Below are 22,395 nucleotides of genomic sequence, written 5' to 3'. Positions count from 1 at the left end.
GCGTTATTTGCCAACACAATTCATAAAAAAGGAAGAATATGTCGCACCACGATAAATTATTAGAAGCTTTTGAAACTTATAAGGCCGAGAATGAAAAGTTTTTGGGTAAAGGCATCAAGGCTTCGGCCGCGCGCGCTCGTAAAGCCTTACAGGAAATCGCAGGTTCATGCAAAGAGCGCCGCAAGGAAATTAGTGCAGAGAAAGAATCTCGTGAAGGTAAGGGTGCTGGCATGTCGCAAGATGCCGCTCGTCACGCGCATATTCGTAAATAAGGCATTCGAGGCAAAGATAGAAGCCACCTGCGGGTGGCTTTTTTCATGGCATTTTCAGTGGCACAGTAGATTCTCAGTCTAGAATGAAGAAAAATCATTAGCGAGCCCTATGAATACTCTTGGATATCTAAAAATTGTCATTCGTGACGAAATACGGGCAATTAAAGAAGAGATTAAAGAGTCAAAGCTACTTGCAGCAACATTCTTGGTAGCAGCTATCGGGTTGCTGATTTATTTAAAGCCATTTCCCAATCGCGATATCTATTTTTTATCGGGCTATCCCAATTCTGATTGGAATGTCCTTGCTAAAGCAACTGCGGACATTCTGCATAAAAATGGATTAAATATTACCGTTCTCAATACAGAGGGCGCGGTTGAAAATGTGACTCGCTTAAATAATGATAGCGATGCTGCAAATGCAGGTTTTACATATGGCCTGGCCTTGCAAGAGGGCGAACTACAAGGGATTTATTCTCTCGGTAGTGTGGGCTATGAGCCTGTATGGGTTTTGTATAACAAAAACAAAATCGGCGAAATACAGTCTCTTGAAGCTTTGGCTAAGCACAAAGTGGGGCTCGGCCCCACTCAAAGTGGCTCGTATCGCATAGCCAAAAAGATATTTGAAATGATGGGAATTGATGTAGAAGGCAATCCCCATTTTGTATCCAATACGATGTTGGCCAATCAAGAAAAGCTCAAAAGTGGAGAAATTGATGTTTTGGTTTTAGTTTCAACACATTGGGATCCCATTACCAAAGATTTATTAACAACACCCAATATTGCGATCTTCGATTTTAAAAATGCACTTGCTTTTGCAAGGCAGAATAATTCCTTTGTCACCCTGGCCTTACCTGCTGATTCTCTGGATGTGCTTAAACATCTTCCGCACAAAGACCTGACTTTATTGGCCACCACTACGAGTTTGGTCGTTAAGCGTTCAATGCACCCCGATTTGCAACTGGCGATCTTGATGGCAGCAAAGGATGCGAATCGCATCTCTCCCAATTTATTTTTTGCCAAGCGCAATGAATTTCCAACTTATCGCGATCCCTCTATTCCGATTAGCCCGGTTGCTGAGCATTTCTATGACTACGGACCCCCACATGCAATGCGGTATTTGCCCTACTGGCTAGCAGGGTTTGTGGATCGCTTTTGGGTGTTGCTGTTAACCATCCTTGCGCTTTTCTACCCATTCATTAAATTAAATATTCACTTCAGAAGATTTCGCTTTAGTTTGAGAGAGATTCCTCATTACAAGGAGCTTTTGGAAATGGAGCAGCGTCTGCAGCGCGAGCCAATCACCGTTGCTGAAAGAGAAGCTATGCTCAAGCGTTTGGACGAGATTAATACACAAGCCATCCATGGTGGGGTGCCGGTATCTGAAGAAGCGGCTTACTTTAGCTTTCTGAATGCGGTGAACTTATTGCGAATCAAGATTCAGAGTGCAGCAATTCAAAACAATTGAATATTTTTATCTTAAGCGGAGACAGACATGACAAAGATGACCAGGCCAGAACATGATCTATTGGGGGATGCGCAGGTTCCCGCCGATGCCTATTGGGGCATTCATACATTAAGAGCGATTGAAAACTACCCCATTACTGGCAAAGTGATTGGGAGTTATGCTGATCTCATTAAATCATTAGCGTACGTTAAAGAAGCGGCTGCCAAAGCCAATTTAGAGTTAGGGCATTTGGATCCCAAAAAGGCAGAAGCCATCATTGCTGCATGCCATGAAATTGAGTCTGGCAAGCTTCATGACCAGTTTGTGGTGGATGTTATTCAGGGTGGCGCAGGTACATCAACCAATATGAATGCAAACGAAGTGATTGCCAACCGCGCCCTAGAAATTTTGGGGTACCAAAAAGGGGATTACGCAAAACTGCATCCTATTAATGATGTCAACATGTCGCAAAGCACGAACGATGTTTATCCCACCTCGCTGCGTTTGGCTACCTGCTTAGCCATACCGACTTTGCTTACTGCGATGCATTCTTTGAGTGATGCATTTGCAAAAAAGGCAGAGGAGTTTAAGGATATTCTCAAAATTGGCCGTACCCAACTGCAAGATGCTGTTCCCATGACCTTGGGGCAGGAATTTTCTACATATGCAGTCATGATTCGTGAGGATGAAGAGCGCCTAAAAGAGGCCATCTCTTTGATTGCGGAAATTAATTTGGGGGCCACAGCAATCGGTACGGGAATTAATACGGATGTGAATTATGCAAAGTTGGCAATTGCGCATTTGAGGAAAATTTCAGGAGTGAATGTTGTTATTTCTCCAAATTTAATTGAGGCGACGCAGGATTGTGGCGCATTTGTGCAGCTATCTGGTGTGCTTAAACGTATTGCGGTGAAGCTTTCGAAGATTTGCAACGACTTACGTTTGTTATCCAGCGGCCCTCAAGCAGGTTTAAATGAAATTCGACTGCCACCGCGGGCTGCTGGTTCGTCAATCATGCCTGGCAAGGTAAACCCAGTGATTCCTGAGGTGGTGAATCAAGTTGCGTTTGAAGTGATTGGTAATGATGTGACCATTACGATGGCAGCAGAAGGAGGTCAATTGCAGCTCAATGCCTTTGAGCCCATCATTGCACATAGCTTATTTAAGAGCATTGAGCATCTCACAGCGGCATGTAATACCTTGAAAACACATTGCGTGATTGGGATTACAGCTAATCGCGAGGTATTGGCTGAGCGTGTCAGAACTTCTGCGGGTTTAGCGACCGCCTTAAATCCCTACTTGGGTTATGAAAATGCCACCATGATTGCCAAGAGGGCGCTACAAGAAAATTGCTCCGTAGCAGATCTCGTATTGGAGCTTGGACTGATGGATAAAGCCACATTGGATAAAATTCTCAGTCCTGCAGTGTTAACTGCGCCAGGTATTCAAGGAAAGTAACTCACAAGGATAACAATGACATCTAAAAAATTAACCCACTTTATCCTTGGCGCAATGATTCTGGGAATCATTGTGGGATATCTTGTTTTTGCTCACGGTACGGCGTCAGGATTTGCGGTGCAGTACGTGGAGTATGTTTCGGTTCTCACAGACGTGTTTTTGCGCTTAATCAAAATGATTATTGCGCCGTTGGTATTTAGTACGTTAGTAGTGGGTATCTCCAGAATGGGAGATGCGGCAACGATAGGGCGCGTTGGTCTTAAGACGTTTGGATGGTTTATTTCCATGTCTTTTGTTTCCTTACTGCTCGGTTTGCTGATGGTTAATCTTTTGGAGCCAGGTATTGGCGTGAATTTACCTATACCGGAAATCAGCGCTAGTTCGGGGATAGATAAGAGCGGCTTTAATTTGCGTCATTTTGTGCAGCATATTTTCCCAAGCAGTATTTTTGATGCGATGGGCAAAAACGAAATTTTGCAAATCGTAGTCTTTGCTGTGTTTTTTGGTGTTGCGGCAGGCAGTTTTGGTAATCGAGCTGAAGAATTTATTCGTAACCTCGATATGCTTTCTCACATCATGCTCAAGATTACGACTGCTGTCATGAAATTTGCGCCAGTGGCTGTATTTGCTGCTGTATCAACAGTCATTGCGGCAAATGGCCTCGATATTTTGGTAACTTATGGCAGATTTATGGGTAGTTTTTATCTGTCAATTTTGATGTTATGGCTCGCAATTATTTTTATTAGCGCATTAGTGCTAAAGGCGCGTACATTCCACTTGGTATCCATGTTGCGTCAACCCATTTTGCTTGCTTTTACTACTGCAAGCTCTGAGGCTGCTTATCCAATGACCCTGGAGCAAGTAGAGCGCTTTGGTTGCAAAAATAAGATTGCTTCATTTGTATTACCTATTGGCTACTCTTTTAATCTTGATGGTTCAATGATGTATTGCTCTTTTGCTGCCGTTTTTATTGCGCAGGTCTACTCCATTGATATGCCCTTATCTCAGCAATTGTTAATGCTTTTGGTATTGATGATTACTTCCAAGGGTATTGCCGGTGTGCCGCGAGCTTCGCTAGTAGTGATTGCGGCAACGCTCTCGCAATTTAATTTGCCTGAGGCCGGTGTTTTATTAATTCTAGGGATTGATCATTTCCTAGATATGGCGCGCTCTGCTACCAATGTATTAGGAAATGGTCTGGCAACTGCTGTGATCTCCAAATGGGAGGGTGAATTAGATCCCCATCACTCACATTCTGGATAAATAGGTTCGTTATCTTTTTTATATTCTTCAATCGGCGCCCTAGGCGCCGATTGATTTATGGGGAATTAGCTTCTACCGGTGCTGCCAAATCCGCCTGCGCCGCGACTGCTCTCAGTGAACTCCTCAACTACTTTGAGCTCTACTTGCTGAACGGGCATCACCACCAGTTGAGCCAGACGTTCCATGGGCTCTAGTTTAAAGGGGGTTGAGCCACGGTTCCAGGTGCTCACCATCAATTGGCCTTGGTAATCTGAGTCAATTAAGCCAACCAAATTGCCTAGGACGATGCCATGTTTATGGCCAAGGCCTGAGCGAGGCAGTATGAATGCAGCGTAGCGTGGATCTTCTACATAGATCGCTAGGCCCGTAGGAACCAAGACGGTTTGACCAGGGGCAATCTCAATTGTCTCATCTATGCAAGCGCGCAAATCCAGTCCAGCACTGCCGGGTGTGCCATATGTTGGCAATTGAGTGCGCATACGTTCGTCGAGAATTTTGACCTGTAGTGATTGCATAGATTTTCCTAAAACTGGGAATAATAAAAAACGAGACTTAAATTTTCTTAGCGACTAGTGCGATGAGTTGGCGTGCTAACTGTAATTTTTCAGCCTTGGCCAATTTTTTGCTGCCACTATCATCTATCACGAGCAGTTGATTGAGATCGCTACCAAATGTATCTGGCCCAATATTGCCAACAATCATTGGAATACCCTTGCGTTTGCGTTTCTCGTCAGCATGTTTTTCGAGGTCGCTAGATTCTGCGGCAAAACCAACGCAGTAAGGTAAAGGTTTACCCCCTTTGTTTTTGGCCGTCTTGGCAACATCTTGCAATATGTCGGGGTTCGCAACAAATTCAATAGTGGGGGCTTCTTTGCCCTGCCGCTTGATTTTCTCTTTGGCTGGCTTAGCAATGCCCCAATCTGCTACTGCGGCAACAGCAAAAAATACATCACAATCCATTTCGCTCAAAGCCGCCGCATGCATTTCTTTAGCGCTCACAACGTTAGTGCGAGTGATTTTTCCAGTAGCTTCTAGTGGTGTGGGTAATTCACAAGGGCCAGCAATGAGATGGACCTGTGCACCAGCTTCTAGGGCCGCTTTAGCAATTGCAAAACCCATTTTTCCTGAGCTATGGTTTGTAATTCCACGTACGGGATCGATTGCCTCAAATGTGGGTCCTGCAGTAATGACGATTTTTTTCCCAAGTAACACTTTCTTTTGAAAAAAAGCGATGACTTGTTCTGTAATTTCTGCCGGTTCGAGCATACGACCCATGCCCACTTCTCCGCAAGCTTGAAAACCACTGGCTGGGCCAAGTAAACCGACGCCATCTTGTTCGAGACGCTCAACACTTCTCTGGGTGGCAGAGTGCTCCCACATTTGTTTATTCATTGCAGGGGCAATTAGCAAAGGACAATCCCTTGCTAAACATAAAGTGCTGAGCAAATCATCTGCCAGGCCAAGGGAGAGTTTTGCCATCAGATCAGCACTCGTTGGCGCAATTAAAATCACGTCCGCAGAGCGAGATAGCTCAATATGCGCCATATTGTTTGCAATGGAGTTATCCCATTGACTCGTAAATACGGGATTGCCTGTGACTGCCTGCATTGTGACTGGGGTCACAAATTGATGAGCAGCTTCTGTCATAACCACTTGCACTGAGGCGCCTTCCTGCATCAATAGGCGTGCAAGCTCAGGAGTCTTATAGGCGGCAATGCCACCCGATATGCCCAGAACGATTTTTTTGTTTAAAAGTGATTGCATGGCGCCAGCTTAATGGGATTGGGCGGATTTGCCAAATGACTTACGCAATTCACTATAAATGATGAGCGCTGCACCAACGCAAATAGCACTATCAGCCACATTAAAGGCTGGCCAGTGCCAATTTGCATAATATAAGTCGATAAAGTCAACAACGGCACCATACATGATGCGATCGATAACATTGCCAAGTGCGCCACCTAAAATCAGGCTTAAGGCAACGCAGAGCAATTTATCTTCAAGGCTTTTACGTAGCAAATAAATGATATAGACGCTCGCCAGAATTCCGAGAATGGTAAAGAACCAACGTTGCCATCCAGAGCCTTGCGCCAGAAAAGAAAATGCAGCGCCAGGATTAAATAGCAATAGCCAATTGAGAAATGGCAGAACAGGCTCAGGAACGCCCAATTGCAGATTGCTTAATGCCGACCATTTGCTAAGCTGATCTAGTAGCAAAGTCAGGGTAGCAATTGCAAGGTAACGAAGCATTGGTCGGTATCGGGAATTGGGTTTTACGCAAACAGTCGATGATCGCCATCGCCAAAGAGGTTGCTGATGCAGCGGCCACAAAGATCAGAGTATTTTGCATTGCTACCTACATCTTTGGTGTGGTGCCAGCAGCGTCCACATTTTTGGAATTGGCTAGCTTTCACTAATACTTCTAAGCCGTCATTGCTAAGTTCGATATTCGCACTCGAGGTAATCGTGACAAAGCGTAGATCATTTTCTAGTGAATGTAAGATTGCAAAGTCTACATCTCCCACTTTAATGGTGAGTTCTGCTTGCAGTGATGAGCCTACATTTCCAGCTTCACGTTCAATTTCAATAGCCTTGGTCACTTCTGAGCGAATCTCGCGTATCCGGTTCCATTTAGCCAATAATTCATCGGCATGAGCGATGCTGGGCAGGGGGTCAAACTCTTCCATGAAAATCGATTCTGATGGCTTAGTGCCTGAGCCGTGTGGGAATGATTGCCATGCTTCCTCGGCAGTAAAAGAGAGGAAAGGTGATAGCCATTTCAATAGGTTGCGAGTGATATGGAACAGAGCATTTTGAGCAGCCCTACGATCAGGAGAATTGGGTGCGCTAGTGTAGAGGCGATCCTTGAGGATATCGAGATAGAAACCACCTAGATCTTCTGAACAGAAGGTCAGCATTCTCGCTACCGCTGGGTGGAATTCATAAGCTTTGTAGTGTGCTTCGATGTCGCTTTGTAACTGACTTGCAAGCGCAACTGCGTAGCGATCAATCTCCAGCCATTGATCAGTCGGTAAGGCATCCTTGGTGGGATCAAAATCAGATAAATTGGCCAGTAAGAAGCGAAGGGTATTGCGAATGCGACGATAGCTTTCGGTGACCCGTTTGAGAATTTCATCCGAGATAGTCATTTCACCTGAATAGTCAGTGGAGGCAACCCAAAGTCGAATAATTTCAGCCCCGAGCTTGTCAGCTACCTGTTGAGGTGCAATCACGTTACCTACTGATTTGCTCATTTTGCGACCTTGACCATCAACGGTAAAGCCGTGAGTGAGGAGCGCTTTGTATGGGGGCTTGCCGTCCAACATAGCGCCAGTGAGCAGGGAGGAATGGAACCAACCACGATGTTGATCTGAACCCTCAAGGTAAAGATCTGCTAATCGACCAGCGGGTGTTTGTGCGTCTGCGGTCAGTAGCTCATCGCGATGTGAGCCGCGGATTACATGCCAATGGGTAGTACCAGAGTCAAACCAAACATCTAGGGTGTCACGATTTTTTTCGTATTGGGCAGCCTCATCACCGAGTAATTCAGCAACTTCTAGTTGTTGCCATGCTTCAATACCGCCAATTTCAACTCGCTTAGCAACCTCCTCCAGTAATTCAGTGGTGCGAGGATGTGGATCACCCGTTTCTTTATGCACAAAGAAGGCCATTGGTACGCCCCACTGGCGCTGACGTGACAAAGTCCAATCGGGGCGATTGGCAATCATGCTATGTAAGCGTTGCTTGCCCCATGCTGGGAAGAAATCAGTGCTATCAATGCCTGCTAATGCAGTCTCACGCAAACTGGCTTTACCATCAGATGGCTTTTTATCCATGCTGGCAAACCACTGCGAAGTAGCGCGATAAATAATGGGCGACTTGTGGCGCCAGCAATGCATATAGGAGTGAGTGTAAGTTTTATCACGAAATAAGCTACCGGCTTCTCGCATTGCCTCAACAATTTTGGGATTCGCCTTCCAAATATATTCATTGGCAAAAAGAGGCAGCCAAGATGCATAGACACCATTGCCCATTACCGGGTTGAGAATATCTTTATCAGCCAGTTTGTTTGCTTTGCAGGATTTAAAATCTTCTTCGCCATAGGCTGGAGCCGAGTGAACAATGCCGGTACCCGTATCAAGTGTTACGTACTCAGCCGGATAAATCGGTGATAAACGTTTGTAGCCATCATGCAATGGGGCTAGAGGATGCCAAAAAGAAATGTTTGCTAACTGGGCGCCAGAGCAAGTTGCAATGACTTCACCCTCAAGGTCGTAATCCTCAAGACACGTTTGTGCACGATCTTTTGCAAGAATCAGTAACTTGTCTCCAGCATCTACTAGAGCATAGATAACTTCTGGATGAACATTGAGTGCCTGATTCGCGGGAATAGTCCAGGGCGTTGTTGTCCAAATCACTATTTGTCCTGGCTTATTAGGGAGCTCGGAAAGTCCAAATGCTTTGGCCAGTTGTGGGCGTTGTGCATCATCAAACGCAAAACCAACATCCACCGTAGGATCCGTTTTGTCTTGATATTCCACTTCGGCTTCTGCAAGTGCAGAGCCGCAATCAAAACACCAATTTACGGGTTTTAAACCACGGAAAACGTAGCCTTTTTCCCAAATCTTGCCTAGCGCACGAATTTCATCGGCCTCATTACGATAATTCATGGTGAGGTACGGGTTATTCCAGTCCCCCAACACACCAAGGCGCTCAAAGTCTTTCTTTTGTTTGTCGACCTGGACTTGGGCGTAGGCGCGGGCTTTGGCTTGCACCTCTGCAGTCGGAAGATTTTTACCAAATTGTTTTTCGATCTGAATCTCAATTGGCATGCCGTGGCAATCCCAGCCCGGAACATAAGCAGAGTCATATCCCAGTAGCCAACGAGATTTGACAATCATGTCTTTCAAAATCTTGTTAACGGCATGACCAATATGAATATCACCGTTTGCATAAGGGGGGCCATCATGCAAAATAAATTTTGGTTGGCCTGCATGTGCAGCGCGAATCTTTTCGTAAAGTTTATTTTTTTGCCATTGAGCAACCCATTGGGGCTCGCGTTTAGCAAGATCGCCTCGCATTGGAAATGCAGTATCTAAAAGATTGACGGGATAAGAATTTTCTTTTTCAGACATATGCTTTTTTCTGGAAATAATTTCTGGCATGCATCGCGTCAGCAGCGATGGCTTTTGTAAGTGTGTCGAGGTCATCGTACTTGGCCTCGTCACGAATTTTTTCTAAGAGTTCAACGGTGATAATTTTTCCGTAAACATCTTGCTCAAAATCAAAGATGTGTGTTTCTAAAAGCACGCGTCCTTCATCTTCAACGGTAGGCCGTACACCTAGGCTAGCCACGGCTGGTAGAGGTTCTGGGCCAAGGCCCAATACTCGAGCAGTGAAGATTCCAGTAGTGGCTGGCTTACGATGATGGAGGTGATTAGCAACGGCTAAGTTCAACGTTGGGAAACCTAATTGACGCCCCAGTTGTTGTCCGTGAATAACATGACCAGAAATTCCATATGGTCGCCCCAATAATTTTTCAGCTTGCTGCATATCGCCATTGGCAAGAGCAGTGCGCAATGCTGAACTTGAAATACGCTCGCCATCCTCTAAGACAGTGTGAATACTGGAAACCTCGAAGCCATATTTTTCACCAGCCGCCTTAAGGCTAGCAAAATTACCAGCCCGTTTTGCTCCGTAACAAAAGTCGTCGCCGATCAAAATCCATTTCGTATTAAGTCGCTTAACGATGATTTCAGATACAAATTCATCGGGAGAAAGCCTGGCGAATGCGCTATTGAAATGCTCAACTACAACTCGATCAATTCCGAGGTCGGCTAAGGCTACTAATTTATCTCGTAAGTTCAGAATGCGTGGAGGGGCCTGTTCTGGGGAGAAAAATTCTTTGGGGTGGGGCTCAAAAGTCATGACGCAGCTGACCAGACCCCGCTCTTTGGCGCCATCAACCAGTTGTTTGAGAAGGGCGCGATGACCCCTGTGCACGCCATCAAAATTACCAATGGTTAGGGCACAAGCAGGTCCTGCAGAAAACTGGGTCGGGCCACGGAATACGTTCACAAAATCGCTTTCAGGGTAGCCATCAATTATATTGTGGGCATGCTTTCTATCGTTACCTTAATCTCAGGCCGCGGATCCAATTTCGAGGCCATCGTCAAAACAGCTCAAAAAGAGCAGTGGCCCGTGAAATTTGCTGGGGTTATCGCAAATCATTCTGCGGCTAAAGGCCTTGAATTTGCTCGCTCGCAGGGCATTCCAGCATATGCTATTGAGCATAAGGAATATCCCAGCCGCGAGTCTTTTGATGCAGCTCTAATCCGGAAAATTGATGAGTTGGGTGCCGATTTGGTCGTCCTCGCCGGGTTTATGAGGATTCTGACCCCCACCTTTATTCGGCATTTTGAGGGGCGCCTCATCAATATTCACCCCGCGCTTTTGCCCGCGTTCCCAGGTCTGCATACCCATGAGCGGGCTCTAGAGGCTGGCGTCAAAGAACATGGTGCCACCGTGCATTTTGTGAACGAGGGCGTGGATGAAGGGCCTATTATTTGCCAAGCATCAGTGCCTGTTTTGGCAGGGGATGATGCTGATACCTTAGCCGCACGAGTTTTGACTGCTGAGCATCAGATTTATCCTCGGGCCGTAAAATGGTTTCTTGATGGACGATTGCGCATTGAAGGTAATCAAGTGAAATTAGAACCCCCGGAGTCGCAATTTTTTAAATTATGAGCATAGAACGTCCAAGCAAAAAACCCAATAAACGATTGGGTCCTCAAAAGAGCTATGCCACTAAGTCTAAAGATCCATTGCGTCGCCCAGAAAGGCGTAACGCTAGCGGTAATTTGATTGCGCCTGAAGGACAGAAAAATTTTTCTCATGCTAAAGCGTTGCCTCAGCATGCCATTCATCTCGAGAGATTGCTCCCAGAATTATTGCGTTTTGATCAGCCCGCTGATCGTGTAGTGAGTCGCTATTTTCGTTCGGAGCCACAGCTAGGCAATCGCGATCGCGCGTTAATCGCAGAGGGTGCCTTTGCGATTTTGCGTCGTAAAAATGAGTTTTCTCAATTTGCAGCTAGCGGAGAGGGCTCCCAGGCTAGACGCTTAGCCCTATTGGGTTTGCTGTCCGCTCTCTCTGAAGGTGGCTTGGGTTCAGGTAACCGCGCTGAGAGTGCAATTGCTGATTTAGCTCACGTCTTGAAGGCTGGTGAATATGAATGGCTACAGCGATTTTCAACGGTCGACCCCGCTGCATTAAATCCTTTGGTGCGTAACAATTTGCCAGAATGGTTATGGGAAGCATTTGGTAGGTATCCCGGTGAGGAAACACGAGAAGCACTTGCAAAATCATTAATGCATCCTGCACTTTTAGATTTGCGTGCGAACACAATGAAAACAAACCGCGAAGAATTATTGGCGCAGATGAATGCGCTAGGCGGACGTTATCAAGCAGTACCCACTCCTTATGCACCTGATGGTGTGCGCATCATGGGTAAGCCTGCCTTACAAAATACAGCGGGATTTAAGGCTGGCATGTTCGAAGTGCAAGATGAAGGCAGTCAACTTTTAGCGTACTTGCTAGCCCCTAAACGTGGAGAGATGGTGGTCGATTTTTGTGCTGGAGCCGGCGGCAAGACGCTCGCTATTGGCGCACTGATGCGATCTACTGGGCGCCTCTATGCCTTTGACACATCAGAGCGTCGCTTGGCCAATTTAAAGCCAAGACAAGCCCGCAGTGGACTTTCTAATGTTCACCCAGTTTGGATTGATAGTGAAAACGATGCCAAGATCAAGCGGTTGGCTGGCAAGATTGATCGAGTTCTTGTGGATGCCCCTTGTAGCGGAATGGGTACATTGCGTCGAAACCCTGATTTAAAGTGGCGCCAAACTCCAGAAGGGGTTGGTGAGCTCAATCAGAAGCAAATGAGCATTTTGACTTCTGCTGCCCGTCTTTTAAAACCCGGCGGACGCTTGGTTTACGCAACTTGCAGTCTTTTGCCCCAAGAAAACCAAGTCATCGCTGAGGAATTTTTGTTAAAACACCCAGAATTTGAGGCAATTCCGGCCGCAGATGTTCTTAAGTCATTGTTTCCAAAGGATAAATTACCATTGGGATGTTCTACAGAGAATCCATGGTGGCAGTTGTGGCCTCATATTCATGGAACGGATGGGTTTTTTGGAGCCATTTTTCAGAAAAAGGGTGGCAAACCCGATAATCCTGAAAAGACTAAAACCCCAGAGATAACGAAAGATAAGCCCAAAAAAGGCTAAAAAACACTAAAATAGAAGCTAATACTTAATTAGGATGCTCTTTTGAATACAGTTTTAAGCTCAGGTTTTGATGGTTTTCTCAACTGGTTGGCGCATGGATATCTAGATTGGTCTTGGTGGCAAATTACGTTGTTCACCTTGGTGCTCACCCACATCACTATTGCATCAGTCACCATTTTTTTACATCGCTGCCAGGCGCATCGCGCTTTGGATCTGCATCCAATCGCCTCTCATTTTTTCCGTTTATGGCTGTGGCTAACTACCGGTATGGTGACAAAGGAATGGGCCTCCATTCATCGCAAGCACCACGCCAAATGTGAAACGGTAGATGATCCTCATAGCCCACAAATCTTGGGTATTGGAACTGTTTTATCGCGCGGTGCCGAGCTTTACAAAAAGGAAGCAAAAAATCAGGAAACACTAGAAAAGTATGGTCATGGTACGCCTGATGATTGGCTAGAGCGCAATGTGTATTCCAAGTTTTCTTGGCAAGGCGTTGCCATCATGCTCATCATCGATGTGTTCTTGTTTGGCGCGATTGGTCTCACAGTATGGGCGGTACAAATGTTATGGATTCCAATTACAGCAGCCGGAATCATTAATGGCATTGGCCACTATTGGGGTTACCGTAATTTCGATTGCGAAGATTCTTCCACCAATATTTTTCCGTGGGGTATTTTGATTGGTGGCGAAGAGTTGCATAACAATCACCACACTTATGCCACTAGCGCTAAGCTCTCTAATAAATGGTATGAGTTTGATATTGGCTGGCTCTACATTCAAATGATGAGTAAGGTTGGTTTGGCTTCCGTGAAGAAGACGCCGCCAAAACCAGTGCTAAGTGATTTGCGACCTGCTGATCAAAATACTTTAGAAGCCATCATTGCCAATCGTTATGAAATCATGGCGCGTTACAGTAAGACATTGCGCGCTTTCTTTAATAATGAAGTGCAGCATATGCAAGTGCTCGCAGCGCATTTGAGTGACGCACGCGTTTGGTTATCAAAGGATGAAACGCGTTTAAGCGAAGAAGAAAAGCAAAAGCTAGAAGAGTTAATGGCTACTAATGCGCAGTTAAGAAAGATGATTGAGATGCGCCGTGAACTGCAGGCCATCTGGGGTCGCTCTAGCGCAACACGTGAGCAATTGTTGTCTCAATTACATGCTTGGTGTCAGCGCGCCGAAGACAGTGGCTTAAAAAGCTTGCGCGACTTCTCATTAAGATTACGTCGCTACGCTTAATGCACTTTCAAAATTTGAGTTAATAAAAAACCCGCCAAAGAGCGGGTTTTTTATTTGCTTGAAGTGGTTTACTTCAATTTTGTTTCTTTATAAGCGACATGCTTGCGAATGGTTGGATCAAATTTCATGATCTCCATTTTCTCAGGCTTAGTACGCTTGTTTTTTGAAGTGGTGTAAAAGTGACCAGTACCAGCTGATGACTCTAACTTGATTTTTTCTCTGCCGCCTTTAGCCATTTGTGCGCTCCTTAAATTTCGCCGCGTGCACGAAGATCAGACAAAACAGCATCGATGCCATTTTTATCGATAACGCGCAAACCAGCATTGGTTAAGCGCAAGCTAACCCAACGGTTTTCAGATTCAACCCAAAAACGACGGTTTTGCAAATTTGGCAAAAAGCGACGCTTGGTTTTGTTGTTTGCATGGGAGACGTTGTTGCCAACCATCGGCTTCTTCCCAGTGACTTGGCAAACTTTTGCCATGACATAACTCCATTAATTGCGAAAAAAGAAGATTGTATCAGTCAAAGCCTATTTTGGGCTAGTCTTAATTGGCTCCAAGACTAGACTTTGGGAATAAAACTCACTCGGAAAGTGTTGCAGGGGGAAGCTTGCCGATTAAAAGTTAGTAATTACTATCAATTTTGATCATATTTTATAAAGCCTGATTGAGAAAAAGAGAAAAATCCTCGCTTACTGACAATGCAGTGATCTAGGAGTGGAATTTCGACAAGAGCTAGGGCTTGGATGAGGGTCTGGGTAAGCTCTTGATCCGCAGCGCTGGGGAGTGGGTTGCCGCTGGGGTGATTATGGGCAACGATGATGGCGCTGGCATTCCTGGCAAGCGCTTCTTTGAGGATTTCCCTTGGGTACACCGCTGTTTTGGTGATGGAGCCCCTAAAAATCTCCTGACACTCTATCAAGTGGAGACATGAGTCTAAATAGAGGCATAAAAAGACTTCATGAGGCAGACTTCCAATTTTGGCTTGTAAAAACTCCTTTACATGTCCTGGATCAGAAAAGATGGAGCCTTGAAGCAGCGTATCCTCAAGGCTGCGTTTGACCAGTTCATATGCTGCCTGGATTTGCGCCCATTTAGATATTCCCATGCCTTGAATACGGACAAATTCATCAGGAGAGCTTGCCAATAGGCGAGGAAGGCCGCCAAAGTGGTGAAGTAAATCTTTAGCCAAGGCTACTGCGCTTTTACCTTTGATCCCTACCCGCAAAAAAATGGCAAGCAACTCCTCATCGGTCAGGCATCTTGCGCCATGCAAGCGAAGTTTTTCTCGTGGTTGTTCATTTTTGGGCCACTGCGGGATAGGGGAGTCCACCACTGACGCAGGGCTAGATACAATTAGCTTATGACTAAGCTTACTGTTTTGCCTAATTCCTATTTGACTCTCAATTACAGGCTCACTCTGCCTAATGGGGAGGATTACATCAATACTTTTATTGATCGGCCTGCGACGGTTTTGATGGGCTCTGGACAATTTGCTCCTTGTTTTGAAAAAGTGTTGTTAGGTTTGGGTGTGGGCGATAAAAAAAGTGCTCTGCTATCACCAGAGGAGAGTTTTGGTGAGCGCAAAGAAGACTTAGTGCAGTGGGTTTCTCTGAAAGCGCTCAAAGAAGGGCGTGAGGATGATGTGGAATTTCATCCGGGGGATGTCATTGAATTTAATGCACCAGGCGGCGCGCAATACGCGGGAGTATTGCAGTCGATCAATGAAGAAGGCGCATGGTTTGATTTCAATCATCCGCTTGCAGGTCGAGCAGTTACCTTTGAAGCGCAAATTGTCGCCATTCTCTAAAAGATGAGCATGCAAGATACTCCAGAGATTTTGATGGCACAGCCACGCGGATTTTGCGCGGGCGTTGATCGTGCGATTAACATCGTCAATGAAGCACTCAATCGCTTTGGGGCACCCATTTACGTTCGTCACGAAATTGTTCACAACGTTTATGTTGTGAATGAGTTGCGTGATAAAGGCGCTGTATTTGTAAATGAATTGCATGAGGTTCCCAAAGGGGGCATTGTGATTTTTAGCGCGCACGGAGTCTCTCAAGAGGTGCGCAAAGACGCAGAGGAGCGTGGACTCCAGGTGTATGACGCTACTTGTCCCTTGGTGACTAAGGTTCATCTTGAAGTCATAAAAATGTGTAAAGAAGGCTTTACGGTACTCATGATTGGACATGCAGGACACCCCGAGGTTGAAGGCACGATGGGCCAAGTTAAAGAGGGTGTCTTTTTGATTGAGAAGGTCACTGATGTAGGGAAGTTACCTTTTGCTGCCGATGAAAAAATTGCGTTTGTAACGCAAACCACCTTATCGGTTGATGAAACAAAGGAAATTGTTGAAGCGCTCACAAAAAAATTCCCTAATATTGTTCAGCCTCGCAAGCAAGATATTTGCTATGCAACACAGAATCGCCAAGATGCAGTGAAATTCATGGCGCCTCAAGTGGAGGTAGTCATTGTCGTTGGGAGTGCGACTAGCTCAAACTCCAATCGTTTGCGTGAATTATCTGAAAAGATGGGTGTACCCTCTTACATGGTGGATGCGCCAGAGCAATTAAAGCCCGAGTGGTTTGCCGGAAAAAAACGGGTTGGATTAACTGCGGGGGCTTCTGCTCCAGAGAGCTTGGCGCAAGCGATTGTTGCGCGAATTCAGGAGTTTGGGCCTCGTAGTGTCAGGGCAATGTCTGGCGTCGTAGAAGACGTCACTTTTTCCTTGCCAAAAAATTTAGTCGACTGAAGTTTTGCTTGATAACAAAGGAGCGGTAGATGATGAAATCAAATGCGTCAAAAATGACTTTTACAAAAAGTGCGCTGGCTTTATCTGCGGCAACATTGATTTTGGTTGGATGTGGCAAGGGTGACAATAAGTCTGCGGCAGTGCCTGCCGATGGCGTAGAAGTCAAAATTGGCCACGTAGCCCCACTCACTGGACCAATTGCGCACTTGGGTAAAGATAATGAGAACGGCGCTCGTTTGGCTTTAGAGGAAATCAATAAGGCAGGCTTAACGATTGATGGCAAAAAAGTTGTTCTCACCTTGGTGCCAGAAGATGATGCTGAAGATCCAAAAACCGCTACCCAGGTCGCACAAAAATTGGTGGATGCAAAAGTTGTTGGCGTTGTTGGACACCTCAACTCAGGAACAAGTATTCCTGCTTCCAAAATTTATAGCGATGCTGGAATTACCCAAATATCACCATCTGCCACTAATCCTGACTACACCAAGCAAGGATTTAAAACGACTTATCGACTCGTGGCAACTGATGCACAACAGGGTCCTGCTTTAGGTAACTATGTTGCTAATACTCTGAAGGCGAAAACAGTGGCGATCATCGATGACTCCACTCAATATGGCAAAGGCTTGGCTGATGAATTTGAGAAAACTGTAAAAGCTGCAGGCCTCAAAGTGGTCACGCGCGAAGCAAGTAATAACAAAGCTACTGATTTCAAAGCGATTCTGACAAAAATCAAAGGCAGCAAACCTGATGTCATTATGTATGGCGGTATGGATGCTACTGGCGGTCCATTGACGAAACAGGCAACGGAGTTGGGTATTAAAGCCAAGATCGTTGGTGGCGATGGTATGTGTACAGAGAAATTAGCTGAGTTGGCTGGAGATGCAGTAGTGAATGTGACCTGCTCTGAGGCTGGTAAAGCGTTATCCAAAATGGCTCAGGGCGCTGATTTCCAGAAGCGTTACAAAGAGCGCTTTAACTCTGATGTCCAGATCTATGCACCATTTACCTACGATGCTGTATATGTTCTCGTTGACGCAATGAAGCGTGCTAACTCTACGGATCCTGCAAAGATTTTGGTAGTGATGCCAGAAACGAAGATGAATGGCCTAGTAGGCAATATTGCTTTTGACAACAAAGGCGATATGAAAGAAGGCGTGATCACTTTATACGACTTCAAAGATAAAAAGAAATCCGTTCTTGACGTTATCAATATGTAAAGCACAGCTAAAGAGCACCGCAAATGCGGTGCTCTTTTTTTGTAGCGCATCTACCATTTATTCATGGATATTTTTCTTCAGCAGATAGTCAATGGCTTGGTGCTTGGTAGCATCTATGCCTTGATTGCTTTAGGCTACACCATGGTTTACGGGGTGCTTGGCATTATTAACTTTGCGCATGGCGAAGTATTGATGATTGGTGCCATGGTCTCGCTTTCATTGTTACGTCTCATTATGGGTATGACAGCGGACTTACCAGGCTGGTTGACCTTACTCATTGTGTTGCCGCTGACGATGGCTTTTTGCGCAGGCCTCAGTTATTGGATTGAGCGTATCGCTTATCGACCATTGCGGAATGCGCCACGCTTAGCGCCCTTGATTTCTGCCATTGGTATGTCCATTTTGTTGCAAACGATTGCCATGTTGATTTGGTCCAGAAATCCAATGACCTATCCACAGTTATTGCCTTCTAACCCTATTGAATTGGGTTCTACTGGTGCCACGATTACAGGTAAAGAAATCGTGATTATTGTGACGGCTTTGATAGTGATGTGTGGTTTGCTATTTTTGGTTGAGAAAACCAAGCTTGGTAGAGCAATGCGTGCAACGGCTGAGCAAACACAAATTGCATCATTGATGGGTGTGAATCCCAATCGCGTTATTTCAATTACGTTTATGTTGGGTGGTGCTCTAGCGGGTTTGGCTGGCGTCATGATTGCAAGTAACTATGGGAATGTCCATTTCTATATGGGATTCATTCCTGGGTTAAAGGCGTTTACTGCAGCAGTGTTGGGCGGTATTGGTAATTTACAAGGCGCAATGCTAGGTGGCTTATTGCTAGGGCTGATTGAGTCTTTGGGTGCTGGCTACATAGGAGAGTTAACGGGCGGTGTTTTTGGGTCTAACTATCAAGATATTTTTGCTTTCTTGGTGCTGATCTTGGTTTTGGTATTACGTCCCACCGGCCTTTTGGGCGAAAAGGTTTCCGATCGTGCTTAAGAGTTTGGCGGTAAACCGTCTGAATCGATCTGCTTATATTTGGCTTGGTGCTGTGGCATTGATATTGCTACCTTGGATTGTGGGCGCAAGTGGCGGCAATTATTGGGTGCGAGTGCTGGACTTTGCATTGCTCTACATTGTTCTAGCATTAGGCTTAAATGTGGTGGTTGGTTTTGCTGGGTTGCTAGATTTAGGTTACATCGCCTTCTACGCGCTAGGTGCATATAGCTACGCGTTACTAGCATCACCGCACTTACCGCAGCACTTTGAAACGATTGCTGCAGCATTTCCACAAGGGATGCATTTTTCTCCTTGGATGGTCGTCATCTTCTCAATTATTTTGGCCGCGCTTTTTGGCATCATTCTTGGCTTGCCCACCTTGCAACTGCGAGGGGATTACTTAGCCATTGTCACGCTGGGCTTTGGAGAAATTATTCGGATTTTTATGAATAACCTCGATCGCCCATTGAATTTAACGAATGGGCCTAAAGGGATCACTGCGATAGATCCATTGACCATATTTGGCGTTACTTTCACAAAACCATTGGATATTGGGTTTGCGCAAATTCCGGGACTGTATTTAGTTTTTTATCTTTTTTTGGCTTTAGCTATTGCTGTGACGATCGTATGTATACATCTTCAGAATTCACGGATTGGTCGTGCTTGGATCGCCATTCGTGAAGATGAAATCGCTGCGAAAGCCATGGGCATTAATACACGCAATATGAAATTGCTTGCCTTTGCTATTGGCGCCTCTTTTGCGGGTGTGGCAGGCGTGTTGTTTTCTGCTTTTCAAGGATTTGTATCGCCAGAATCATTCACGCTTTGGGAGTCCATCGTCGTTTTAGCGATGGTGGTATTGGGTGGAATTGGACATATACCGGGCGTCATTCTCGGGGCAATTGTACTTGCCGTATTTCCTGAAATTTTGCGTGGAGTGGCTGAGCCAATTCAAAAAGCACTATTTGGTCAAGTGATTGTGGATGTGGAAGTGATTCGTCAGTTGATTTACGGTCTCGCATTGATATTGATCATGCTCTATCGCCCTGGTGGCATTTGGCAAAAAAGGGGCAGCCAATCATGACTACCCAACTGCTTTTAGATGTGAGTGATGTTTCAAAACGATTTGGCGGTGTTCAGGCTTTGGACTCAGTTGGCTTGCAAGTGCCTCAAGGCGCGATCGTTGGATTAATTGGTCCTAATGGCGCAGGTAAAACCACTTTCTTTAATGTCATTACAGGTTTGTATCCAGCAGACTCAGGCATATTTTTATTTGACGGCAAAGACTATTTCCCCCAATCCGTTGCAAAAGTCACTCAATCGGGGCTTGCAAGAACTTTTCAGAATATTCGTCTTTTTGGTGAGATGACTGTTTTAGAAAATGTGATGGTGGGTTGTCATTGCCGCTCTCATGCGGGTTTATTAGGCGCTATCTTTCGCTTTCCTTCGACATTGCGTGAAGAAAAAGCGATTCGTGAAAAGTCACTTTCATTGCTACAGTATGTCGGCCTCAGTGAATACGCAGATATGCAGGCACGTAACCTCTCTTATGGTCACCAACGTCGCCTGGAGATTGCGAGAGCGCTTGCTACCGAGCCAAAACTTTTAGCATTAGATGAGCCTGCTGCTGGTATGAATGCTACTGAGAAGTTGGAACTTCGTGAGCTACTGCTTCGCATTCGGGCTGATGGCAAGACCATCTTGTTGATTGAGCATGATGTGAGTTTGGTCATGGGAATTTGCGATAGCTTGACCGTATTAGATTATGGAAAAGTAATTGCTACAGGTAAGCCAGCGGATGTTCGCGCGCATCCAGAGGTCATTAAGGCCTATCTTGGACAGGGGGCTGTGTAATGAGCGCCATACTCCAAGTGCAAGACCTTCGGGTTTCCTATGGCGGCATTAATGCTGTGAAGGGCATCGACCTTCATGTCAATCAAGGTGAACTAGTTGCCTTAATTGGGGCAAACGGCGCCGGTAAGAGTTCAAGTCTAAAAGCGATTGCAGGATTATTGACCCCGGCCTCAGGCGTTATTGATTTTTTAGGTCAGAGCGTCAATCAATTGCCGGCCTATGATTTGGTGAAGCTGGGTCTTGGTCTTGTCCCTGAGGGTCGCGGAGTGTTTAAGCGTATGACGATTCTTGAGAATTTACAAATGGGCGCTTTTCTAAAAACAGATGCAAAAGTTGTGCATCAAAAGCTCGAGGAAGTCTTTACGTATTTCCCAAGATTGAAAGAGCGTTTATCTCAGTTAGCCGGGACGCTCTCTGGTGGCGAGCAACAAATGGTGGCAATGGGTCGTGCCATGATGGCGCAACCAAAGCTTTTATTGCTTGATGAACCGTCGATGGGACTCTCCCCAATCATGGTGGAGACGATTTTCGATGTTATTCGTAATCTGTCGTCAAAAGGAATGACCATCTTATTGGTCGAGCAAAATGCCCGTCTTGCACTACAAATGGCTGATCGGGCTTATGTGATGGAAAGCGGCTTGATTACCCTGTCTGGTTCTGGACAGGAGCTACTGCAAGATCCGCGTGTACGTACTGCCTACTTGGGTGAGTAAACCCACCAAATCAAAGGCGTAATCACTCGCGCTTTACGCCGCTTCTTTGAGTAACTCGCGTAGCATGCCGCACATCTGACGAATCTCGTCATCAGCAATATTGAGTGCAGGCATAAAGCGTAATAGGTTAGGTCTTGGTGAGTTAATTAATAGACCTTCGGGGTTGCGCTCTCTGGCTAATTCCACCAACTTTCCGCCAATGTCTTTGCCTAGCATGAGTGCGCGCAGCAACCCTTCGCCACGTTCGCCTTCAAGATGAAATTCAGCGCTGAGTTTGAGTAATTCGGATTTGAGTAGTTCGCCCTTGGCTCTTACATTTTCTAAAAATCCAGGAGCTAGTAACTGTTCAATCACGCTGATACCTACTGCTGTCATGAGAGGATTACCGTTATAGGTGCCGCCTTGGTCGCCCGGTACAAAACAGGCAACAGCATCAGTAGCGAGCAACGCTGCAAGAGGGACGCCACCACCAATACCTTTCCCCAAAGTCATGATGTCAGGCTCGATGCCATATTGTTGATAAGCAAATAGGGTGCCTGTCCGTCCGCAACCTGCTTGAACCTCATCAACGATGAGCAGAATATTATTTTCTTTAGTGAACTGGCGCAGTTCGCGCATAAATTCTTTGGTGGTAGGAATGACGCCACCTTCACCTTGAACGGGCTCTAGCATGACGGCAACGGTTTTATCCGACACCAATTTTTTTACTGAATCTAAATCGTTTAAATCAGCTTTCGGAAAGCCTGGGACCTGTGGGGCAAACATCGTGTCCCAGCCTGGTTTCCCAGAGGCACTCATGGTCGCGAGAGTGCGTCCATGAAAGCTATGATCAAACGTAATGATTTCAAAAGCACCTGATTTATTGAGCTGGCCCCATTTGCGAGCTAATTT

Annotated in this window: 23 protein-coding genes; 14 read left to right on the top strand and 9 right to left on the bottom strand. The window is 45.8% G+C overall.

Features of this window, described 5'->3' with window-relative positions:
- The first annotated feature begins 38 nt into the window (after positions 1-38).
- The 4 genes from KIH43_RS03230 to KIH43_RS03215 all read left to right on the top strand — a co-directional run bounded on the left by KIH43_RS03230 (position 39) and on the right by KIH43_RS03215 (position 4,437).
- Positions 39-272: a hypothetical protein gene (locus KIH43_RS03230; RefSeq protein ID WP_296970128.1), complete on the top strand. Its 234-nt coding sequence runs from the start codon at positions 39-41 to the stop codon at positions 270-272.
- A gap of 109 nt (positions 273-381) precedes the next feature.
- Positions 382-1,737 carry a TAXI family TRAP transporter solute-binding subunit gene (locus KIH43_RS03225; RefSeq protein ID WP_296970130.1) on the top strand — a complete coding sequence of 452 codons (1,356 nt, stop codon included), beginning with the start codon at positions 382-384 and terminating at the stop codon, positions 1,735-1,737.
- 27 nt (positions 1,738-1,764) lie between these two features.
- Entirely contained in the window at positions 1,765-3,174 is a 1,410-nt protein-coding gene (gene aspA / locus KIH43_RS03220) for an aspartate ammonia-lyase (protein ID WP_296970132.1), read from the top strand.
- Between the two features lie 15 nt (positions 3,175-3,189).
- The gene (locus KIH43_RS03215; protein WP_296970134.1) at positions 3,190-4,437 is read left to right on the top strand and encodes a dicarboxylate/amino acid:cation symporter; all 1,248 of its coding nucleotides are present in this window, start codon (positions 3,190-3,192) and stop codon (positions 4,435-4,437) included.
- A 65-nt stretch (positions 4,438-4,502) separates the two neighbouring features.
- On the opposite strand, the gene dut is transcribed toward KIH43_RS03215, so the two are convergent.
- From dut to KIH43_RS03190, 5 genes are read right to left on the bottom strand one after another with little or no spacing between them, the layout of a single operon-like run.
- Positions 4,503-4,952 (bottom strand): dUTP diphosphatase, encoded by a 450-nt coding sequence (gene dut / locus KIH43_RS03210; RefSeq protein WP_296970136.1) that lies wholly within the window; start codon positions 4,950-4,952, stop codon positions 4,503-4,505.
- A 37-nt stretch (positions 4,953-4,989) separates the two neighbouring features.
- Positions 4,990-6,201, bottom strand: a complete 1,212-nt coding sequence (gene coaBC / locus KIH43_RS03205; RefSeq protein WP_297717645.1) for a bifunctional phosphopantothenoylcysteine decarboxylase/phosphopantothenate--cysteine ligase CoaBC — start codon at positions 6,199-6,201, stop codon at positions 4,990-4,992.
- Between the two features lie 9 nt (positions 6,202-6,210).
- The gene (lspA, locus tag KIH43_RS03200; protein ID WP_296970140.1) at positions 6,211-6,687 is read right to left on the bottom strand and encodes a signal peptidase II; all 477 of its coding nucleotides are present in this window, start codon (positions 6,685-6,687) and stop codon (positions 6,211-6,213) included.
- Positions 6,688-6,710: 23 nt separating this feature from the next.
- Positions 6,711-9,572 (bottom strand): isoleucine--tRNA ligase, encoded by a 2,862-nt coding sequence (ileS, locus tag KIH43_RS03195; RefSeq protein WP_297717642.1) that lies wholly within the window; start codon positions 9,570-9,572, stop codon positions 6,711-6,713.
- Positions 9,565-10,515 carry a bifunctional riboflavin kinase/FAD synthetase gene (locus KIH43_RS03190; protein ID WP_297717639.1) on the bottom strand — a complete coding sequence of 317 codons (951 nt, stop codon included), beginning with the start codon at positions 10,513-10,515 and terminating at the stop codon, positions 9,565-9,567. Before KIH43_RS03190 ends, ileS begins: the two co-directional genes overlap by 8 nt.
- A 39-nt stretch (positions 10,516-10,554) precedes the next feature.
- Between KIH43_RS03190 and purN the strand changes: the two genes are divergently transcribed.
- The 3 genes from purN to KIH43_RS03175 are packed head-to-tail and all read left to right on the top strand — an operon-like array spanning position 10,555 to position 13,967.
- Complete coding sequence (gene purN / locus KIH43_RS03185) at positions 10,555-11,184, top strand: phosphoribosylglycinamide formyltransferase (RefSeq protein WP_297717636.1); 630 nt, start codon at positions 10,555-10,557, stop codon at positions 11,182-11,184.
- Positions 11,181-12,725: an RsmB/NOP family class I SAM-dependent RNA methyltransferase gene (locus tag KIH43_RS03180; RefSeq protein WP_297717633.1), complete on the top strand. Its 1,545-nt coding sequence runs from the start codon at positions 11,181-11,183 to the stop codon at positions 12,723-12,725. The genes purN and KIH43_RS03180 overlap by 4 nt, the downstream gene beginning before the upstream one ends.
- A 42-nt stretch (positions 12,726-12,767) precedes the next feature.
- Positions 12,768-13,967, top strand: a complete 1,200-nt coding sequence (locus tag KIH43_RS03175) for an acyl-CoA desaturase (protein ID WP_297717630.1) — start codon at positions 12,768-12,770, stop codon at positions 13,965-13,967.
- Between the two features lie 68 nt (positions 13,968-14,035).
- Here KIH43_RS03175 and rpmG read toward each other — a convergent pair whose 3' ends face one another.
- The 3 genes from rpmG to radC all read right to left on the bottom strand — a co-directional run bounded on the left by rpmG (position 14,036) and on the right by radC (position 15,299).
- Positions 14,036-14,203, bottom strand: coding sequence for a 50S ribosomal protein L33 (gene rpmG, locus KIH43_RS03170; protein ID WP_015421876.1), 168 nt, complete (start codon positions 14,201-14,203; stop codon positions 14,036-14,038).
- An 11-nt stretch (positions 14,204-14,214) separates the two neighbouring features.
- On the bottom strand, positions 14,215-14,448 hold the full coding sequence (gene rpmB, locus KIH43_RS03165) for a 50S ribosomal protein L28 (RefSeq protein WP_076023792.1): 234 nt from the start codon (positions 14,446-14,448) through the stop codon (positions 14,215-14,217).
- Between the two features lie 155 nt (positions 14,449-14,603).
- Positions 14,604-15,299, bottom strand: a complete 696-nt coding sequence (radC, locus tag KIH43_RS03160; RefSeq protein ID WP_297717627.1) for a DNA repair protein RadC — start codon at positions 15,297-15,299, stop codon at positions 14,604-14,606.
- Positions 15,300-15,329: 30 nt separating this feature from the next.
- On the opposite strand from radC, the gene KIH43_RS03155 reads away from it, so the two are divergent.
- The 7 genes from KIH43_RS03155 to KIH43_RS03125 all read left to right on the top strand — a co-directional run bounded on the left by KIH43_RS03155 (position 15,330) and on the right by KIH43_RS03125 (position 21,504).
- Positions 15,330-15,776, top strand: coding sequence for an FKBP-type peptidyl-prolyl cis-trans isomerase (locus KIH43_RS03155; RefSeq protein WP_296970161.1), 447 nt, complete (start codon positions 15,330-15,332; stop codon positions 15,774-15,776).
- A gap of 9 nt (positions 15,777-15,785) precedes the next feature.
- The gene (gene ispH / locus KIH43_RS03150) at positions 15,786-16,721 is read left to right on the top strand and encodes a 4-hydroxy-3-methylbut-2-enyl diphosphate reductase (protein ID WP_297717623.1); all 936 of its coding nucleotides are present in this window, start codon (positions 15,786-15,788) and stop codon (positions 16,719-16,721) included.
- 32 nt (positions 16,722-16,753) lie between these two features.
- Positions 16,754-17,938 carry a branched-chain amino acid ABC transporter substrate-binding protein gene (locus tag KIH43_RS03145; RefSeq protein ID WP_296970175.1) on the top strand — a complete coding sequence of 395 codons (1,185 nt, stop codon included), beginning with the start codon at positions 16,754-16,756 and terminating at the stop codon, positions 17,936-17,938.
- A gap of 63 nt (positions 17,939-18,001) precedes the next feature.
- On the top strand, positions 18,002-18,937 hold the full coding sequence (locus KIH43_RS03140; protein ID WP_297717620.1) for a branched-chain amino acid ABC transporter permease: 936 nt from the start codon (positions 18,002-18,004) through the stop codon (positions 18,935-18,937).
- Between the two features lie 37 nt (positions 18,938-18,974).
- Positions 18,975-20,021 carry an ABC transporter ATP-binding protein gene (locus tag KIH43_RS03135; protein WP_296970649.1) on the top strand — a complete coding sequence of 349 codons (1,047 nt, stop codon included), beginning with the start codon at positions 18,975-18,977 and terminating at the stop codon, positions 20,019-20,021.
- A complete protein-coding gene (locus KIH43_RS03130; RefSeq protein WP_297717617.1) occupies positions 20,018-20,791 on the top strand; it encodes an ABC transporter ATP-binding protein in 774 nt (257 codons plus the stop codon). The genes KIH43_RS03135 and KIH43_RS03130 overlap by 4 nt, the downstream gene beginning before the upstream one ends.
- Positions 20,791-21,504, top strand: a complete 714-nt coding sequence (locus KIH43_RS03125) for an ABC transporter ATP-binding protein (RefSeq protein ID WP_297717614.1) — start codon at positions 20,791-20,793, stop codon at positions 21,502-21,504. Before KIH43_RS03130 ends, KIH43_RS03125 begins: the two co-directional genes overlap by 1 nt.
- Before the next feature lie 33 nt (positions 21,505-21,537).
- Here KIH43_RS03125 and KIH43_RS03120 read toward each other — a convergent pair.
- A partial coding sequence (locus KIH43_RS03120) for an aminotransferase class III-fold pyridoxal phosphate-dependent enzyme (protein WP_297717612.1) occupies positions 21,538-22,395 on the bottom strand: 858 nt, incomplete at its 5' end.

Source organism: Polynucleobacter sp. (assembly GCF_018500155.2).
In the GTDB taxonomy this organism is placed as follows: Bacteria; Pseudomonadota; Gammaproteobacteria; order Burkholderiales; family Burkholderiaceae; genus Polynucleobacter.
This window is presented reverse-complemented; position numbering and strand designations above follow the sequence as displayed.

Bases quoted from the DNA above. Each gene is read 5' to 3' on its own strand.
- KIH43_RS03230 (WP_296970128.1), top strand. From the start codon at position 39: ATGTCGCACCACGATAAATTATTAGAAGCTTTTGAAACTTATAAGGCC.
- KIH43_RS03225 (WP_296970130.1), top strand. From the start codon at position 382: ATGAATACTCTTGGATATCTAAAAATTGTCATTCGTGACGAAATACGG.
- aspA (WP_296970132.1), top strand. From the start codon at position 1,765: ATGACAAAGATGACCAGGCCAGAACATGATCTATTGGGGGATGCGCAG.
- KIH43_RS03215 (WP_296970134.1), top strand. From the start codon at position 3,190: ATGACATCTAAAAAATTAACCCACTTTATCCTTGGCGCAATGATTCTG.
- dut (WP_296970136.1), bottom strand. From the start codon at position 4,952: ATGCAATCACTACAGGTCAAAATTCTCGACGAACGTATGCGCACTCAA.
- coaBC (WP_297717645.1), bottom strand. From the start codon at position 6,201: ATGCAATCACTTTTAAACAAAAAAATCGTTCTGGGCATATCGGGTGGC.
- lspA (WP_296970140.1), bottom strand. From the start codon at position 6,687: ATGCTTCGTTACCTTGCAATTGCTACCCTGACTTTGCTACTAGATCAG.
- ileS (WP_297717642.1), bottom strand. From the start codon at position 9,572: ATGTCTGAAAAAGAAAATTCTTATCCCGTCAATCTTTTAGATACTGCA.
- purN (WP_297717636.1), top strand. From the start codon at position 10,555: ATGCTTTCTATCGTTACCTTAATCTCAGGCCGCGGATCCAATTTCGAG.
- KIH43_RS03180 (WP_297717633.1), top strand. From the start codon at position 11,181: ATGAGCATAGAACGTCCAAGCAAAAAACCCAATAAACGATTGGGTCCT.
- rpmG (WP_015421876.1), bottom strand. From the start codon at position 14,203: ATGGCTAAAGGCGGCAGAGAAAAAATCAAGTTAGAGTCATCAGCTGGT.
- rpmB (WP_076023792.1), bottom strand. From the start codon at position 14,448: ATGGCAAAAGTTTGCCAAGTCACTGGGAAGAAGCCGATGGTTGGCAAC.
- KIH43_RS03155 (WP_296970161.1), top strand. From the start codon at position 15,330: ATGACTAAGCTTACTGTTTTGCCTAATTCCTATTTGACTCTCAATTAC.
- ispH (WP_297717623.1), top strand. From the start codon at position 15,786: ATGCAAGATACTCCAGAGATTTTGATGGCACAGCCACGCGGATTTTGC.
- KIH43_RS03145 (WP_296970175.1), top strand. From the start codon at position 16,754: ATGAAATCAAATGCGTCAAAAATGACTTTTACAAAAAGTGCGCTGGCT.
- KIH43_RS03140 (WP_297717620.1), top strand. From the start codon at position 18,002: ATGGATATTTTTCTTCAGCAGATAGTCAATGGCTTGGTGCTTGGTAGC.
- KIH43_RS03130 (WP_297717617.1), top strand. From the start codon at position 20,018: ATGACTACCCAACTGCTTTTAGATGTGAGTGATGTTTCAAAACGATTT.
- KIH43_RS03125 (WP_297717614.1), top strand. From the start codon at position 20,791: ATGAGCGCCATACTCCAAGTGCAAGACCTTCGGGTTTCCTATGGCGGC.